The organism is Mesorhizobium sp. WSM4306, assembly GCF_007003975.1.
GTDB lineage: Bacteria > Pseudomonadota > Alphaproteobacteria > Rhizobiales > Rhizobiaceae > Mesorhizobium.
This window is the reverse complement of record NZ_VFTC01000045.1, coordinates 21,450-36,615: the sequence shown is the minus strand read 5'-3', so window position 1 is coordinate 36,615 and position 15,166 is coordinate 21,450. Positions and strand designations below refer to the sequence as shown.

General features: G+C 56.4%; 13 protein-coding genes. 7 read left to right on the top strand and 6 right to left on the bottom strand.

What is annotated here, in order from left to right; translation table 11 throughout:
• Window positions 1–19: 19 nt before the first annotated feature.
• Genes FJV77_RS30655 through FJV77_RS33440 form a run of 4 tightly spaced genes read right to left on the bottom strand, consistent with a single transcriptional unit; the run spans window position 20 to window position 1,001 of the window.
• Window positions 20–271, bottom strand: coding sequence for a hypothetical protein (locus tag FJV77_RS30655; RefSeq protein WP_127248734.1), 252 nt, complete (start codon window positions 269–271; stop codon window positions 20–22).
• 14 nt (window positions 272–285) lie between these two features.
• Window positions 286–570 (bottom strand): DUF6804 family protein, encoded by a 285-nt coding sequence (locus FJV77_RS30650; protein WP_063169433.1) that lies wholly within the window; start codon window positions 568–570, stop codon window positions 286–288.
• 52 nt (window positions 571–622) lie between these two features.
• Window positions 623–862 carry a hypothetical protein gene (locus tag FJV77_RS30645; protein WP_082826591.1) on the bottom strand — a complete coding sequence of 80 codons (240 nt, stop codon included), beginning with the start codon at window positions 860–862 and terminating at the stop codon, window positions 623–625.
• Between the two features lie 28 nt (window positions 863–890).
• Entirely contained in the window at window positions 891–1,001 is a 111-nt protein-coding gene (locus tag FJV77_RS33440) for a YHYH domain-containing protein (protein WP_095770035.1), read from the bottom strand.
• A 153-nt stretch (window positions 1,002–1,154) separates the two neighbouring features.
• On the opposite strand from FJV77_RS33440, the gene FJV77_RS30635 reads away from it, so the two are divergent.
• The 6 genes from FJV77_RS30635 (at window position 1,155) to FJV77_RS30610 (ending at window position 7,601) form a co-directional block, all read left to right on the top strand.
• Window positions 1,155–1,595: a hypothetical protein gene (locus FJV77_RS30635; protein WP_126066778.1), complete on the top strand. Its 441-nt coding sequence runs from the start codon at window positions 1,155–1,157 to the stop codon at window positions 1,593–1,595.
• Between the two features lie 197 nt (window positions 1,596–1,792).
• Complete coding sequence (locus FJV77_RS30630) at window positions 1,793–3,232, top strand: hypothetical protein (protein WP_063169430.1); 1,440 nt, start codon at window positions 1,793–1,795, stop codon at window positions 3,230–3,232.
• Window positions 3,225–4,043 (top strand): hypothetical protein, encoded by an 819-nt coding sequence (locus FJV77_RS30625; protein WP_063169429.1) that lies wholly within the window; start codon window positions 3,225–3,227, stop codon window positions 4,041–4,043. The genes FJV77_RS30630 and FJV77_RS30625 overlap by 8 nt, the downstream gene beginning before the upstream one ends.
• Window positions 4,043–5,359, top strand: coding sequence for a hypothetical protein (locus FJV77_RS30620; RefSeq protein ID WP_063169428.1), 1,317 nt, complete (start codon window positions 4,043–4,045; stop codon window positions 5,357–5,359). The genes FJV77_RS30625 and FJV77_RS30620 overlap by 1 nt, the downstream gene beginning before the upstream one ends.
• The gene (locus tag FJV77_RS30615; RefSeq protein WP_224571173.1) at window positions 5,347–6,405 is read left to right on the top strand and encodes a hypothetical protein; all 1,059 of its coding nucleotides are present in this window, start codon (window positions 5,347–5,349) and stop codon (window positions 6,403–6,405) included. The genes FJV77_RS30620 and FJV77_RS30615 overlap by 13 nt, the downstream gene beginning before the upstream one ends.
• 50 nt (window positions 6,406–6,455) lie before the next feature.
• Window positions 6,456–7,601 carry a DUF4236 domain-containing protein gene (locus tag FJV77_RS30610; RefSeq protein WP_095770037.1) on the top strand — a complete coding sequence of 382 codons (1,146 nt, stop codon included), beginning with the start codon at window positions 6,456–6,458 and terminating at the stop codon, window positions 7,599–7,601.
• A gap of 13 nt (window positions 7,602–7,614) precedes the next feature.
• On the opposite strand, the gene FJV77_RS30605 is transcribed toward FJV77_RS30610, so the two are convergent.
• Window positions 7,615–8,445, bottom strand: a complete 831-nt coding sequence (locus tag FJV77_RS30605) for a thermonuclease family protein (RefSeq protein ID WP_127224212.1) — start codon at window positions 8,443–8,445, stop codon at window positions 7,615–7,617.
• 34 nt (window positions 8,446–8,479) lie between these two features.
• Window positions 8,480–8,893 carry a MucR family transcriptional regulator gene (locus tag FJV77_RS30600; RefSeq protein WP_082826711.1) on the bottom strand — a complete coding sequence of 138 codons (414 nt, stop codon included), beginning with the start codon at window positions 8,891–8,893 and terminating at the stop codon, window positions 8,480–8,482.
• Between the two features lie 636 nt (window positions 8,894–9,529).
• On the opposite strand from FJV77_RS30600, the gene FJV77_RS30595 reads away from it, so the two are divergent.
• Window positions 9,530–15,115 carry a DUF3320 domain-containing protein gene (locus FJV77_RS30595; protein ID WP_063169424.1) on the top strand — a complete coding sequence of 1,862 codons (5,586 nt, stop codon included), beginning with the start codon at window positions 9,530–9,532 and terminating at the stop codon, window positions 15,113–15,115.
• Window positions 15,116–15,166: the final 51 nt, after the last annotated feature.

Below are 15,166 nucleotides of genomic sequence, written 5' to 3'. Positions count from 1 at the left end.
TCCACATGGCAGCCTAAAGTCAAAAACGCCTATCAGTCGCCTCGCCCTGATCGAGGACAACCTGTTGAAGCTCCACATCTAGGGCATGCGAAAATAGAAAATAACGGGCAAAAAGATGCGCCTTTTCCGACTCCGAGCCTAGATGGTTGAAAGCCTCGAAGTACTCCTTCGTCCGCTCGAGGAGATCTCCCGCATAAAGCGCCAACGGCTGTGACACGGTGACCCTCGGGCGCGCCTTGACCTTCGGCGTCTCAGGTCCACTCTTGGCCATCTCAGATTATCGGCTTAATTCCGGTGCCGGTATGCGACAAAGCCGAACAGAGTAGCCGCTGCGACGTTGAAGATTGCCCACAGCTCGCGCGGCAAATGAACCGGCATGAACGGGTTGAAGATCGCTGCCGCTCCAAACAGCGCCCAAGCCAGGGTGCGATTTTCAGGGCCTGATCGCCACACCATGGCTCCGCAGTAGATCCCGGCGAAAAAGACCACCACGCGGAGGAATTGGTAATAGCCGTACGGCCATGGCGCTACCGCCAGCAGCGAGGCAATAGCTACACAGATGCAGACCAACCGGACCGTTCCGGCCGGCGTCGAAAAGCATTATTTTCAGCAAACTTGATCCTCAAACGCCCAGCACGGTTGTTAGTGGAGTTTCGGCGCCCGCCATATATTTGAAAAGCCAGATTGCCCAAGTGATCGGCCAAATGAACGCCAACATCGCATCCAGGCTCAAGTTAATCAGGATTTTTACGACCACTGATGCATGGCCCTGCCATGTGTCGACGACATTCATCACGTAGGTGATCGGCCCGCCCAGCATGAAGAGGAGGCCCAGCGGAGCTGACATGATGTTCTTCAGCATGTTTGTGTCCCTCAGAAAGGCGTGACCTTCAGTGACAGTGATACGCGCCGGTCTTATGGTTGGTATGGCAACCGTTGGCATCAGTGCCGCCACTGTGTGCAAACGCGCCGGTCGCGCAAGCGATTATTGCAGCGGCCATAGCCGCGAGAAATGTTGTTTTCATTTTATTGCCCTCCCAAAGTATTTCAGACAGAGCACTATTGCCGGTCGGGCACAAGCTGCTCGTGGCACTGTGAACACAAATAGGATAGATGCTCCTCTGTGCAGGCCAAGATCGGGCGAGGAGAATACTTTGGATGGATTGCGATTGATGCACGTCCCGTTGGCGATCCTGCTGACATGGCCAAGGGTGGCGACGGCAAATGAATGCCTCTCGAAGTACACCAAGACCGACGTCTGCGCCTACGCAAAAAAAATGCAAACCGAAATGGCTCCAGCATTGCCCATGCTGATCAGTTCGAACATCTCCGTTCGGAGCATCATCGCAATCGGGCCAAGGATCGTTTTCAACGCCACCTGGGCTCAGACCGATGCGGAAGTAGACGCCAAATTGTTGGCTGCTGGCGTCTCGCGGCCGGTCTATGTCCAGAAGATCGATGAAATGACCAAAAACTATGTCTGTCGTGCGGAGGAACTATCTGCCTTCGTTCGCCTGGGCGGTGAGATCCAGTACACGTATACGACTGTGGATAATTTCCCAGTCGCGAACCCGCTCGTAGCACTCTGTCCTTAGAGCATCGCAGCACGGCTCATGACATGACTAGTCGCGGCCGATCAACCAGTTGATCAGCAGCCATGATCATTTGTTGGAACTCAATTGAGCCTGATCCGCACTAGCAAGTGGATAGAAGTGAATGTGCGGTTGCCCTTTAGCTCTACTATGCATAGAAACCACTCTGCCGGGGGGCGTAAAGTTGGGGTTGTGAGTGCGTGGGCTCTAAATTCGAAAAACTAAATAAGTTGCGTGACTCACTGCGAGAATCCAACCACGATTTTCGGGCGAGCACTCAGCTATTCAACAGCCTGGACCCTGCCAAGATCGACGGCGACCTGGATGTCATTAACCGCGGAAAGCAGCGCGGCGAGGTGAACCAACCCCCGAAAACGGCAAAGAATCTCGACGATGTCGAACATGCCATCGTGGAACGCGTTGAGGATGAGAAGAAGGCTGCGCATCACACTCTTGAGGACAACCTGCAACTCCTTGGAGGTCGTCTTGCCGGCCTCGATTTCGAGGAACAATTCGGTCTAATCCGTCAGACGAATGCCGCTAGCGTTTCGGACTTCAAAGCCTCGGTCGCCGTGGGCCTCGATGAACTTCACGGCCTGAGAAGGGCCCTGAACGACGCCGAAAAAGAGCATGCATGGTTTAAGGAGAAGCACGGTCTCGTTCGTGCCGCGCGTGTGCAGCACGGTGCCGCTCACATTTTCCGGCTATCGCTTCTGCTATTTCTGTTTCTGGTCGAGACAGCGATGAACGGCAACTTCCTGGCCAAGGGCAATGAGCAGGGATTTTTTGGTGGCATCCTTGAGGCTGCGGCATTCTCTTTCATCAACATCGGGGCGGCTTTGCTCCTGGCGGTTTTCTGCGCTCGTCTCGTCACCCATCGGTCGTTTTTCGTAAAATTCGTTGGGATCATTTCAATCCTTTTCTATATCGGCTTGGCGATTTCGATAAACTTGGCGCTAGCGCACTACCGTGAGGTCAGCGGCTCGCTCGCTGACGGCGCCGGCGCTGAGGTCATCCGTAATATGCTCGCCAATCCAGCGGGTCTCACGGACATCAAGTCCTGGTTGCTGTTTGCGATCGGCCTGATGTTTTCGCTTTTCGCTTTTATCGACGGCTGGTTCGTGCTCGACCCTTACCCAGGCTACACTGGCGTTGAAAATCGGCTCGTTCGACGGCGCGATGACTACATCGATCGAAAGAAGGAACTGATCGAAGAGCTGCAGGATGTCCGCGACGACCACAACGAAAAAGTGGAGGAAATCGTCAAGCAGCTTGGTAGTCGCCGGCGCGAGCACCGCGCGATTGTCGATCATCGATCGAGGCTTCTGGCTCTTTTTGCGCAGCATCAAGACCAATTGGAGCGAGCCTGCAATCAGCTTTTGTCGATGTATCGGGAAGCCAACATCCAGGCGAGGACCGAGCCGGCGCCCAAGCATTTCGGAACGCCCTACAAACTTGATCGCATCAAGCCATACGTCACCGGCGAGCGGGAGTGGAATGAGGGAGATGTTGGCGCATCAATTCGCCAGGCGCAGGAGGAACTCAACGAGCAGGTTCGTCTGATTGGTCAGGAATGCGAACGGGGAATTGAGCAGTACCGAGATCTTGATAAGCTTCACCCGGACAGCGTGAATGTCTAGGCGAACCCGCAGACGCAAGAAAGGCAATGCGGGTACCATTGCCGCGGCCATTGCCCTTGGTGTGCTATCCGTTGCGATGTTGGCCGGCTTCGGCTGGATGTGGACCAGGTCTGGCAATGGCCATATCGACGCCAACACGAATTGCCCATTGGACGGACCCTCCAGCCTGACCGCCGTCCTCATCGACGCCACTGATCCAATTTCGGCAACGACGATGGCTGATCTCAAGAACGAGTTCCGAAAGACCATTGGGCAGGTCGAGCCGGGTGGGTATGTGAGGATTTATACCCTGAGCTCGGCGCCTGGTGAGCTGACGGTGATGTTCGATGGATGCAATCCCGGTGATGGGTCGACCGTCGATAGTTGGACCAACAATCCTGCGCGGCGTCAAAAGAAGTGGGAAAACGCCTTCGGCGATCCTTTGAACAAACTTCCCGATGAAATCCCGAATGCGGCTTCCGCGAGCCAATCTCCGATCATGGCTGGAATTCAGAAAATCAAGCTGTCGCTCTTCGATAGCAGCTTGGCCAAACAGGGCAGTCCCAAGCGATTGGTGGTCGCCTCTGACATGATCGAGCATACGACGATTTACTCGCAGTACCGATCGGGACTGGATTACCAAAAATACCTCAACAGCGCCGCCGACCGCACATATGGGACGTCGCTGGATGGGGTGGGCATCACAATTCTTTATATCGATCGGGCAAAGAAGCCATTTCAGACCCTGGATCACGCGGAGTTCTGGACACATTGGGTCCAGAACCATCACGGCGAGTTCGAAAAGCTGGTTGGCTTGGATGGGTTAAACTGATGGCGAGAGCGCACGACAAACCTTTGCTGGATCATCCACGTCTGCCGGTCGTGGTTTTCGCGGCATTGACACTCGGCGGGTGTGTATTCATCGCCATTGCAAAACTCTCAGGCGTAAATCCGATCGTCGCGGCGGTAGCACCGGCCTGCCTGATGTTTTTCTATCTCGGGGTTTCGATCTTTGCTGGAAAGCTACAACTGCACGACGAGCAGACCGGCGATAACCTCTACTATATGGGCTTCCTGTTCACCCTGACGAGCCTTGGGGTCTCGCTGTTTCAGTTTGGAACGGAAGGCTCAACCGACACGATCGTCCAAAATTTTGGCATCGCGATCACGTCGACGATCACCGGTATTGCTCTGAGGGTTTTCTACAATCAGATGCGGCGCGATCCCGCGGACATTGAGCGAACGGCGAGGCACGAACTTGCCGACATGACACGGCGTGTAAGAGCCGAGATGGAAAGCGTAACCAGGGAGTTCGCCGACTTTCGTCGTGTCAGCCATCAAATGCTCGAAGAGGGCTTTGCAGAGATTGCCGAGCAAGCGGCACGCAATGGGGAGCACATTCGATCTGCCCTGGACAATATTGCCATGGAATCGATCAAGCCTGTCCAAGAGGCGTCTGCCAAGCTCAGTGACGCGTTGCAGCACAATTTCGGGCAAGTCGAAACCCAGTTTGCTTCGATAGCGAACCGCGTTGGAGCTGCAGCGGATTTGCTGGATAAAGCCAACAGCTCGATGTCCAACTCTGTTGGAAAGCTCGGTAATCAAGCCGACAATATGGCTGCCAAGCTGGAAAAGGTGGTTGTTCCTGATGAGGTGCTGAAGAACGATCTGGCGCCGATGGTCAAGCTCCTGGGTAATGCTGTCGCACAATATGCGATAAAAACCGAAACAGCCTCGCAAGAGCAGCAAACGCGGATGACCGGTCTTGCCGACGCAGTGATCAAGGTGGCGACTGGAGTGGAGAGAGCGGCAGCGGCCGCAGAAAAGACCGCAGAAACTGTCCAAGCGCAGCAGCGTTTGACTGAGGAGTTCATGGCTGTGATGCAGAAACACAGCAATGAAACACGCGGCCTCGTCGCAACCCTTACACAACATAGCCTCCCGGCCGTGCGCACTCCCCAGCCTCTGAGCAATGCGATAGCGAACGATGTCGAGCGAGTGGCGGCACCTTCCACTGTTGCCTCCCCTGTGGAGACGCCAATCAAGGTTTCGGATGACACGGAGGGCGACACCTTCCGATCGTTAAGCAGTCCGGCGGAGGTGGAGAAGGGTGAACCGCCAAAGAGAGCAAGTTGGTGGGGCAGGTGAGTGAGGTTAGCGGAACAGCCATTACGTTTGAGCGCAAGGGCTATGGCCGCGGCCTGATACTCGGCCTGACGATGGCTGAGACGATGCTGCTTCTCGTTTTCTGCCTTTTGCTTGCTGCAGGCGCGCTCATCGCCAAGACAAAGAAAGAGGCTGCGGCAGCGCAGAAGATTGCGCAGTCCCTCAATGAGAACGCTCGCAAGCTTGACGAGGAAAACAAGCGGTTGCTGGCTCAGCTGAATGCCATGGTCAAGCCTGCAAGTCGACGCAATGTACCAGATCAAGAATGGCGTGAATTGGTCCGGGCCAAAGAGGCCGCAGAGGCAATCAAAAAAGTGGGACTGACCCTTGAGGAAGCGGTGAAAAGCGCGCCGGCCGCCAAAGTCCTCTCTGACAACGACGTCGACGTTGATCAGGCCAAAGCCATGATCGAGAAGATGAAGGTTCTGCGCGAGCTCGGCTACGTTGGCACGGGCAAGACGTCCAAGGATCTTGCTGACGCACTGAAGAAGGCAAGGAACGAGGCCTCTGCTGACAAGCCACACGATTGGCCACCGATCATCAGTCTTAGCGAGCTCGATGGCTATAATTTCGATACTGGAAGTGCGGAGCTTTCCGGTGGCTTCAAAACGAAGTTGCGGCAGATGTCGAAGACCATTGCTGGAATTGCAACTTCCTATGGTGTGGACGTCATTGAGGTGATTGGCCACACGGACGAGCAGGCGATGTCCGGTGACTCATCGAATATGGACAGAGGCCTTCAGCCCGTACTGGCGCGCAAGATGGACATTGGCACACTCCATCCTGCCGACAATGCCGGGCTTGGATTAGCGCGAGCGATCTCCGTCACAGGCATCCTGCGCGATATGCCGGAACTGAAAGGCTTCACCATCCTGCCAATGTCCGGCGGCCAGTTGATATTGCCTGGCGACCGGCTCACCGACGGCGCACAGGCCGGCGACGTCAAGGCGAGGAGGCGAATTGAGATCAGGGTCAGGCAACGTTCGCGAGAGACAGATATTGGACTGGTTCCGGTACCAAAGTTGTGAGGCGAACTGCCCTTGGGTTTCGCTCACAGGGCTTGGGGGGGATTGCGGGGATGGGGTTTTACGTTCGAAAATCGATTAGTGCGGGACCTTTCCGCTTTAACTTCTCGTCTGGCGGGGTTGGCGCGTCCGTTGGCGTGCAAGGTCTTCGTATCGGGACTGGCCCACGAGGGCATTATATTCATGCAGGCGTCGGCGGTCTCTACTACCGAGGCACTTTGGGAAAGCGCAGCGCCAAGCAGACGCTGCAACTGTCTGAATTCCCATCTGGGCCAAAGCCCCATCCAACATCCTCACCCGTGGAATATGTCAGCGGTGGCGTCGTGATGAGAGAAATCGAGTCCGCCGATGTGATCGAGATGCGTGATGAGACATTTGCCAATGTGCTTGATGAAATCAATGCGAGGCAATCGCAGACGCGAATGTCGCTCATCCTGGCCGTGCTGTTTGGGATCGCCGGATTGATCGCAGGCGCAATGCTGGGAGGTGGGGTGGCGCTGATCGGTATTGCTGCCTTTTTGCCGGGCATGCTTATTGGCAACTGGTTGGACAGCTACCGCCGGGTGAGCGTGCTCTACTATGATTTGGAGCAGGACGCGGAGGCGGCCTACGGGCGACTTGTCGCCGCCTTTGACACGCTCACACGCTGCGCGGCGAGTTGGCATGTCGCGGCTGGTGGCAAGATAGAGGATCTGACGACTTGGAAGCGCAATGCGGGAGCCACGATGTTGGTCGATAAAAAGTCGACGACGCTCCAAGCTTCCTTGCCGACGGTTGTTCGCAGCAATGTCACACCACCGTCGATACACGTCGGCCGGCAAATCCTTTATTTCATGCCAGACATGATTTTGGTGAAGGACGGAAACCAGTACGGTGCCGTTGGGTATGGAGACCTCAGGACGCAATTTGCCCCCAGCAATTTTATTGAGACCGGCAAAGTTCCATCTGATGCTGAGATCGTGAGCTATACCTGGGCTCATCCCAATAAGAATGGCGGACCCGACAAACGCTTCAGAGATAATCGGCAGATCCCTGTCTGTCGCTACGAAGCCTTGCGGTTTTCTAGCCCATCCGGGCTCAACGAGCTGGTGGAATTTTCCAAGACAAACGTCAGCCAGCCCTTTTGCCAGGCTCTATTGGCACTCGCGCAAATGCACCGAAACGCTGGTGGCCAGTCCGGCTTGCTGAAAGCGCGCTAAGGAATTGGCTTGGTCAGCAAATGCCTTCGCACGGAATTCCGTCGCCGTCCCGGTCCAATTTGGGTCCCCAGCTACAGTTATTGAGATACCAGCGCGCCTCATCGCATGAGGAGATTTGCTTACAATAGCGACGCGGTTGACACGAATAGCTCTGAGCTATTTGGCGACGGCCTGTAAGGCCGTAGGATGTGTCATTACCGGGTTTATTGTTGGCTGCATGTGTTGCTCGCCAATCCCAAGGGGCTGTGAAAGTGCCAACCCAGATGCCAATCTTGGCCCTTTGGGCATCTGCCTGTTGTGACGCGTAACTACCATGGCTGTATCGAGGCCAATCCAGGGCATAACCCTGTTCGACCATCCAAGACGCAATGCTAGCACCGTCCGCCCGCTGACAATCACCAACGAAGCGGTTGTAACGATCCCACGAAACAAAGTTGCACTGGATGGGTCGGGATTGACTGAGGAAGATGTCCAGTGCTTCTGCGGATTTGCGGCCGCATGGGTATTCTTGCCCGCTTGCGTCGCTGCAGTTTTGGCTGCTTTCAGGTGCGTCGATGCCATTGAAACGAATACGCTGTCCGTGGATCTCGATCGTGTCCCCGTCAACGATGGACGCTACGCCGACGATAGGCTTCGGTTTTGACCCGAGTGCGCTTGCTGTATTGGGTCCCGCGATCTGGTTGCCCCACCCTGTAAAGTAGGAGGTGACATAAGCGCCCACTGCTAGCGTGATCACCAGGATCGCGGCTAATGATTTATGTGAAAAGAAACGCTTGCGCATAATTGAAACCCGGCCGCGTCTTGGCCGCGAGCTGCGGCGATGGGAATAGCGATCGCGATTCAATTTTCGATCCTTTGCGAAGCTGCCAAATGTTTTGCTAGCGCGTCTTTGACTTCTTGGCTGCTGCTTTCTTGGGCGCGGCTGCTGTGCGACCGAGGCCAATCGATTTTGCCAATCTGGAGCGATTGGCTGAATAGTTAGGCGCGACCATGGGGTAATCGTTGGAGAGGCCCCATTTTTGGCGATAGGCGTCGGGCGTCAGTCCAAAATGCGTGTTCAAGTGTCTCTTGAGGGACTTGAACTTTTTGCCGTCTTCGAGGCAGACGATGTAGTCTGGAGTGACTGAGCGCTTGGGGTTGACCGCGGGAACTTGGTCGGGTTTTTCCGGTTCGGACGGCTGGCCGATACGCGCTAATGACGAATTGATGCTGGCAATAAGGTCCGGCAATGAGGAGACCGGCACTGAATTCTTGCTCACATAAGCCGCAACGATATCGGCGGTAAGCTCCATCAGCGCGGTGGCCGTATTTTGGATTTCGTCAGTCACTTCATGGCTCCGGACTTCTGCAGTGAAATCCCGATCTATTACTTATCGGCTAAAAAAACCAGTAGAGGGAGGATACTAAATGCCAGGCGCTAATAGTGATGAATGTTAAAGCGCCAATCAGAATGCGGAACCACGAGAGACGGTGGATTGATTGGGCGCGGCGTTTTCTTTGTATGACCAGGAAAGCGGCTTGAGGCTCACAGGCGGATGCATTTAGATTTGGACGAGTAGGACCTACGCATGACATTTTCGAAAGACCCGCCGCCGGAGGTTAAGCCCCAGAAGGATAAGGCAAAGACTGGATCTGAATTGGACCGCGTTCCAAGTGCGGGAGCCATTCGGGTCCGCAACGGACTCTCTGTGTCAGAAAAAGACATTGTGGAGGCGGCTAAATACGGGGGCAGGGAGCGAGAATCCTCGTCGGATAGCGACTAGGCAAAGGGGGCCAAGAATGCAGGCTCTGACCCATATCACACGTCGCAATATTGGACGGTGTCCAGAAGTGATCGCAGTCGTTTCTAATTGAACACGGCTGTTTTTTCTTGCGCGAACGCTCTACGCGGGCTCTAGCTGGTTCTCCTTTCAAAGGGGATGTAAGTCTTGGACGTAAAACAGTCAGTCTTCCAAAGCGATCTCCCTCTAAAGGAGAAACTCGAGCGCGCCAGGATGGAGTTGCTCGATCTTTCCGCCCGCAATCGACTTTTGAATGTGCCGCGGTTTTCCAAGAGCGCGAAGACGATCGATATCGTCGATGAGAAGTCGTCCGAAATTTATCGATTGCTGGTGACCGAAGGAAAGGCTTTTACCTTCCTGGCCGGCAAGCCCGATAGGCCGAAAGCGGGCCAGGATGAAAGCAGCCCTCCAGACGAAGAGATCGACTATTCCCCCGTCGCTCTCGCCCAACCAGAGGACGATGGAGTCGATAACAGAGGGATATCCGCGCGGCACTCGGACACCAAGCTGCAGACGCGTATGACCCCAACTGGGCTGCAGCGGCGGCTCCTTGATCTCTACCATGATGCCCGCACACTCGAGGAAGAGCAGGGCGTCAATATCCTCTTTCTGGCCCTTGGAATGCTGAAGTGGATTGACCCGAACAACAAAGAGAACATCCGTCAGGCCCCCCTCATTTTGGTGCCGGTTCGGCTTGAGCGAGGGGCCGCTGGAGAAAAATTCCGCCTACGAGCCCGGCCGGAAGATCTTACCGCAAACCTCTCCTTGGAACTCTATCTCGACCGCATTCACAAGCTCGCTCTGCCGCGTTTTGAGGTGGGAGATGACTTCGACGTCTCGGCCTATCTCGATGCCGTTGCCGAAGCAATTTCGACCAAAGAGGGTTGGGAGGTGCTTCGCGACGATATGGTGCTCGGCTTCTTCTCGTTTGCGAAGTTCTTGATGTACCGTGATCTGGATCCGGATCTCTGGCCCGATGGCGCAAAGATTATCGAACAACCGAAGATCCGCTCGCTTCTTTCAGATGGTTTCGAAACACGCGAGCCGCTTATGTCGGACGACATAGCGATTGATCCGCACATTGCGCCCGCCGAAATGTTGCATATCGTCGACAGTGACAGTTCTCAGACACTGGCGATCCATGACGTCAGAAAAGGTCGCGACCTCGTTATCCAAGGTCCGCCTGGGACAGGAAAATCGCAGACGATCGCAAACATTATTGGGTCGGCCGTTGCCGACGGAAAGACCGTGCTGTTCGTGGCCGAAAAGATGGCAGCGCTGGAGGTCGTCAAGCGACGGCTTGACACTGCTGGGGTGGGGGACGCCTGCCTTGAGCTGCATAGTAACAAGGCGAACAAGCGCATGATGCTAGAGGAGCTGCGGCGAACCTGGCAACTCGGATCGCCCAGGGGCCAGCTTCCTTCTTCCCTAACTGATCGCTTGCTGGAGGCTCGCGATAAACTCAACGCACATGCTGCACGAATGCACGTTGCGTTCGGAGCGTCCGAACTCACTCCTTATCAGGTTCTCGGCCAGCTAACCCGACTAAGGCAGGTCGGTCAGAAACCAGTGGACATCGAACTTACGGATGCCACAAGCTGGACAACTGACGGCGTTTCGCAACGTCGCAAATTGCTCGATGAGGTCTCTCAGCGGATCAACGAGATCGGCTTGCCGATCCACCACCCGTGGCGGGGAGTTGGCCTGGATGTCGTTCTTCCAACGACCATTGAGAGGCTCGTCCCACGCATCGCGGCGTTGCTGGACCAAGCCAAGGCACTGCACGCCAAACTGGTCGGTATCGCTGAGCGGATCAAGGCCGAGCCTCCGAAAATTCTCAGCGACAGCGGCGAGATAGAAGATCGCGCTGAGCTTCTCGCGTCCGCGCCTGGACTTCCTGCCGAGGCGCTCGTCTCGCCGGTATGGGATGAGCGTCCGAAAGACATTTCATCGCTTCTCTGGTCAGGAACGGATTTCGCCCGCAAGTCCGAGGAACTTTCGGAGCAGTTGGCGGCAACGGCTATCGACACGCCAATTGAAGGTCTCGAGACAGAGCTTGCAAAGCTTCCCTCGGAATTTCCGAAAGATGGTTTCCATCGTGCGCGACAGCTCACCATTCTGCTCCCACGCTTGAGGGAAGAAGCTGAGCGCCTGAATCAGGAACTCGGATCGGCGATATTGCCAGACACGTTGGCAGGCTTGCTCAGGCTGGCCGTGACCGGCGAGCGAGTAGCGGCAGCACCTGACGCAAGTCCGGAGGCCTTCGCAGCCACCGTTTGGGACTCCGGACTTGAGCAGGCAGGCGACCTTGCCGACAGCGTAGCGACGCTTGAGGCTGCCAGAGCCGACCTTCAGGGCAAGGTTGTTGACGCGGCGTGGAGCACCGAGGTGGCCGCGGCGCGGCAGGCGCTCGCCACACACACGGGAATATTGAAAGCATTGAACGGCGACTACCGTCGCGCCACAGCACTTGCGCGGACTATTGTGGTCGACCCTAGCGCGCCTGCGACGCAGATAGTTGGTCTCCTCGACCTTTTGATGAAGGGTCAGGCTGCCGCAGCAAGAGTCCGCGAAGGCGACGCTTTTGGCCGTTCCGCCTTCGGGGCAGATTGGCGTGGGGAGCGATCGGCTTCCGCGCCACTGCTCGCGCTAGTGGAGTGGATGCGGACTCTACGAGGGCTAGGCCCCGAACCTCGGATTATCGCCGGCCGGATGGCGGAACGCTCCGAGGCCGGTGCGCGTGCAGCGCGCGTTCGCAAGGTTATCGAAATCGGTCGGCCAATTATCGAAGGTTTCTGGAACGATCTCGGGCACCTCGCGTCATCCATGCTAGGCGACGTGGCTTCCGCCGAGCGGGCCTCGCTGCAACTGATGGAAGCGAAGGCGAGCACTGTAGCTCAAGCCGATGATGCGTCACGACAGGTTCTGACTGACGTTCCGGATCTAATCACTGAGCGGGTGGAGCTACTGCGCCGACTAGGCAGACTACAAGCACTTGCTCAAGGGATCGATGCGGGAGAGAGCCTTGGCAAGTTCGTATTCGGCTCGTCGTGGCACGGTCGAGGATCCGATTGGGCCGCTCTCACGCAAGCCGAGCTTTGGCTGAAAGAAAATGGCTCGATCCGACATCTGGCTGCGCGGTTGCCTGAAAGAATCGAGATCGCAAACTCGGCACGTTCAGCACGTGAAGCGGCCCAAGCGGCAGCGCGGGAATTGAAGGCGCTTACAGGGGATTTGAAAGCCGATGCTCCCTCCTTGTTTGGAGTAGTCGATTTTCCGGACGTCGCGATAGGCGAGGTCGTTTCTCGGCTGCAGGGTTGGCTCGATCATCAGGAGCAGCTCTCGAAATGGGTTGCCTATGAAGAGCGATCCGAAACGGCCCGAAAGGCTGGACTGGGACAGTTGATAGACGGCCTAGCCAACGGCCAGATTACAACAGGATCGGCTCGATCAGTTTTTGATATGGCCTACTACGAACGAATGTTTCTGGCGATGGCGACCGATGAGCCGGAGCTGGCAAGGTTCGACGGGGAACTGCATTCCAGGGCTGTACGTGACTTCGCAGATCTGGACCGCCAGCGCATCAAGGCCGGCGCCATCGAAGTTGTAACGGCTCATCACCGGAAAATTCCTTCAAGAGACGGCGGAGCTGGACCTGTCGGACTGCTTCGTTCTGAGATGGCGCGCAGACGAGGCCACATGCCCATCCGGCAATTGATGCAGAAGGCAGGCCCTGCCATCCAGGCGCTGAAGCCAGTGTTCATGATGAGCCCGCTTTCGGTGGCGCAATTCCTGTCGCCCGGCCGGATGTCCTTCGATCTGCTCGTGATGGACGAGGCGTCTCAGATCCAGCCCGTGGACGCACTTGGCTCGGTCGCCAGGGCCAGTCAGGTGGTCGTCGTTGGCGACGAACGCCAACTGCCACCCACGACATTCTTCGCGAAGATGACAGGCTCGCAGTCTGAAGATGACGAGGGTGAGGGCGCGCAGGTCGCCGACATTGAAAGCATCCTCGGCCTGTTCACGGCCCGCGGCTTGCCGCAGCGTATGCTGCGCTGGCACTACCGTAGCCGTCACCAATCTCTAATCGCAGTATCGAACAGCCAGTTCTACGAGAACCGGCTTTTCATCGTGCCAAGCCCTTATACCCAAGAGGCAGGTATGGGGTTGCGGTTTCATCATGTGCCGGAGGGGGTCTTCGATTCCGGCGGCACAGGAACCAATCCGGTAGAGGCGAGAGCAGTAGCGGAGGCGATCATCCGTCATGCGAAGGTGAACCCGCAAGAGACTCTAGGCGTTGCAACATTTTCGGTTAGCCAACGCCGCGCGATCCAGGATGAACTCGAAGCGCTGCGGCGACTAAATCCCGACACCGAGGAATTCTTTCACGCTCATCCAAGCGAGCCATTCTTCGTCAAGAACCTCGAAAATGTTCAAGGCGATGAGCGCGACGTGATCATGATCTCGGTGGGGTATGCCAAGAATGCCCAGGGATACATGGCCATGCGTTTCGGCCCTCTTGGCGCGGAAGGCGGCGAGCGTCGGCTCAACGTCCTCATAAGCCGCGCCAAGCGCAGCTGCGAAGTATTCGCGTCCATCACAGACGAGGACATCGACCTGGAGCGTGGCAAAGGGAAAGGCATCTTCGCCTTCAAGCTCTTCTTGCACTACGCGAGAACAGGGCGAATTTCGCTTGCCCAAGTCACGGTTCGCGAAATGGATTCAATCTTTGTAGAACAGGTAGCCAACGCGCTGATCGAAATGGGTTATCAGGTTCATGCTCAAGTGGGCATTGCCGGCTTCTTCATCGACCTCGCAGTTGCGGATCCAGAGAGGCCAGGCCGCTATATTCTTGGCATCGAATGCGATGGCGCAGAATATCACTCATCTCGCTCGGCCAGAGATCGAGACCGGCTTCGGCAGTCGGTTCTGGAAGACCATGGTTGGATCATCCATCGCATCTGGAGCGCTGACTGGTTCCAACGGCCTCGTGAGCAGCTGGAGCGAACCATACTAGCGATTGAGGCCGCCAGAAAAGAACTCGATGAGCGGGCCGAATTGGGGGTCCAGAGAAATCGAGCTGTAGCCGTGCAGGTTGTTACGGTCGACCGAGGCAACGTGACGGAAATCGGTCTCGAAAGCACAAACGGATCCGAGACACCCAATCGAGCCTACGAAGAGGCCGAACTAAAGCGACCGGGATCGTTCGAACTCCACGAGACGCCCAGCGGAATCATGGCCGGACTGGTCGAGCAGGTCGTGGCTACAGAAACGCCAATCCATGTCGACGAAATAGTTTCGCGTATTCGGGACGCCTGGGGTCTGCAGCGGGCCGGTGGCAGGATTCAGGATGCAATCGAGCGGGGGGTAAGCATAGCACAGAGAGGTGGTTCAGTAGCCCGTCGAGGCAACTTCTGCTTCAAGCCAGGTGTTCCTGTTCGTCTCAGGGATCGCAGTGGGGTCGTGTCCGCTGGATTGCGCAAGCCCGAAATGATTGCGCAGGACGAGGTCGCCCAAGGCGCTATGGAAGTCGTGAAATCCAACCTCGGTGCGACAGAGGAAGAAATCGCCACAGGCGTTGCCAGGATGCTGGGCTTCAAAGCCACAAGCGCACAATTAAGGCAGCTGATTTCAGCTGGGGTCGCCGATTTGGTTGCCAAAGGAGTGTTACGGTCCCAAGACGGCTTGTTGGTGGCCGGCGAATCCGCGAGCGAGAAATTAGCTGAAGTGTAACGGGGCGCTGCAGCGCCCTCGTTGCAATTTCTGTCGAAGCTCGGAACACCT

Excerpts from the sequence above, each read along its gene's own strand:
- FJV77_RS30655 (WP_127248734.1), bottom strand. The coding sequence starts at position 271 with ATGGCCAAGAGTGGACCTGAGACGCCGAAGGTCAAGGCGCGCCCGAGG.
- FJV77_RS30645 (WP_082826591.1), bottom strand. The coding sequence starts at position 862 with ATGCTGAAGAACATCATGTCAGCTCCGCTGGGCCTCCTCTTCATGCTG.
- FJV77_RS33440 (WP_095770035.1), bottom strand. The coding sequence starts at position 1,001 with ATGGCCGCTGCAATAATCGCTTGCGCGACCGGCGCGTTTGCACACAGT.
- FJV77_RS30625 (WP_063169429.1), top strand. The coding sequence starts at position 3,225 with ATGTCTAGGCGAACCCGCAGACGCAAGAAAGGCAATGCGGGTACCATT.
- FJV77_RS30620 (WP_063169428.1), top strand. The coding sequence starts at position 4,043 with ATGGCGAGAGCGCACGACAAACCTTTGCTGGATCATCCACGTCTGCCG.
- FJV77_RS30610 (WP_095770037.1), top strand. The coding sequence starts at position 6,456 with ATGGGGTTTTACGTTCGAAAATCGATTAGTGCGGGACCTTTCCGCTTT.
- FJV77_RS30600 (WP_082826711.1), bottom strand. The coding sequence starts at position 8,893 with ATGGAGCTTACCGCCGATATCGTTGCGGCTTATGTGAGCAAGAATTCA.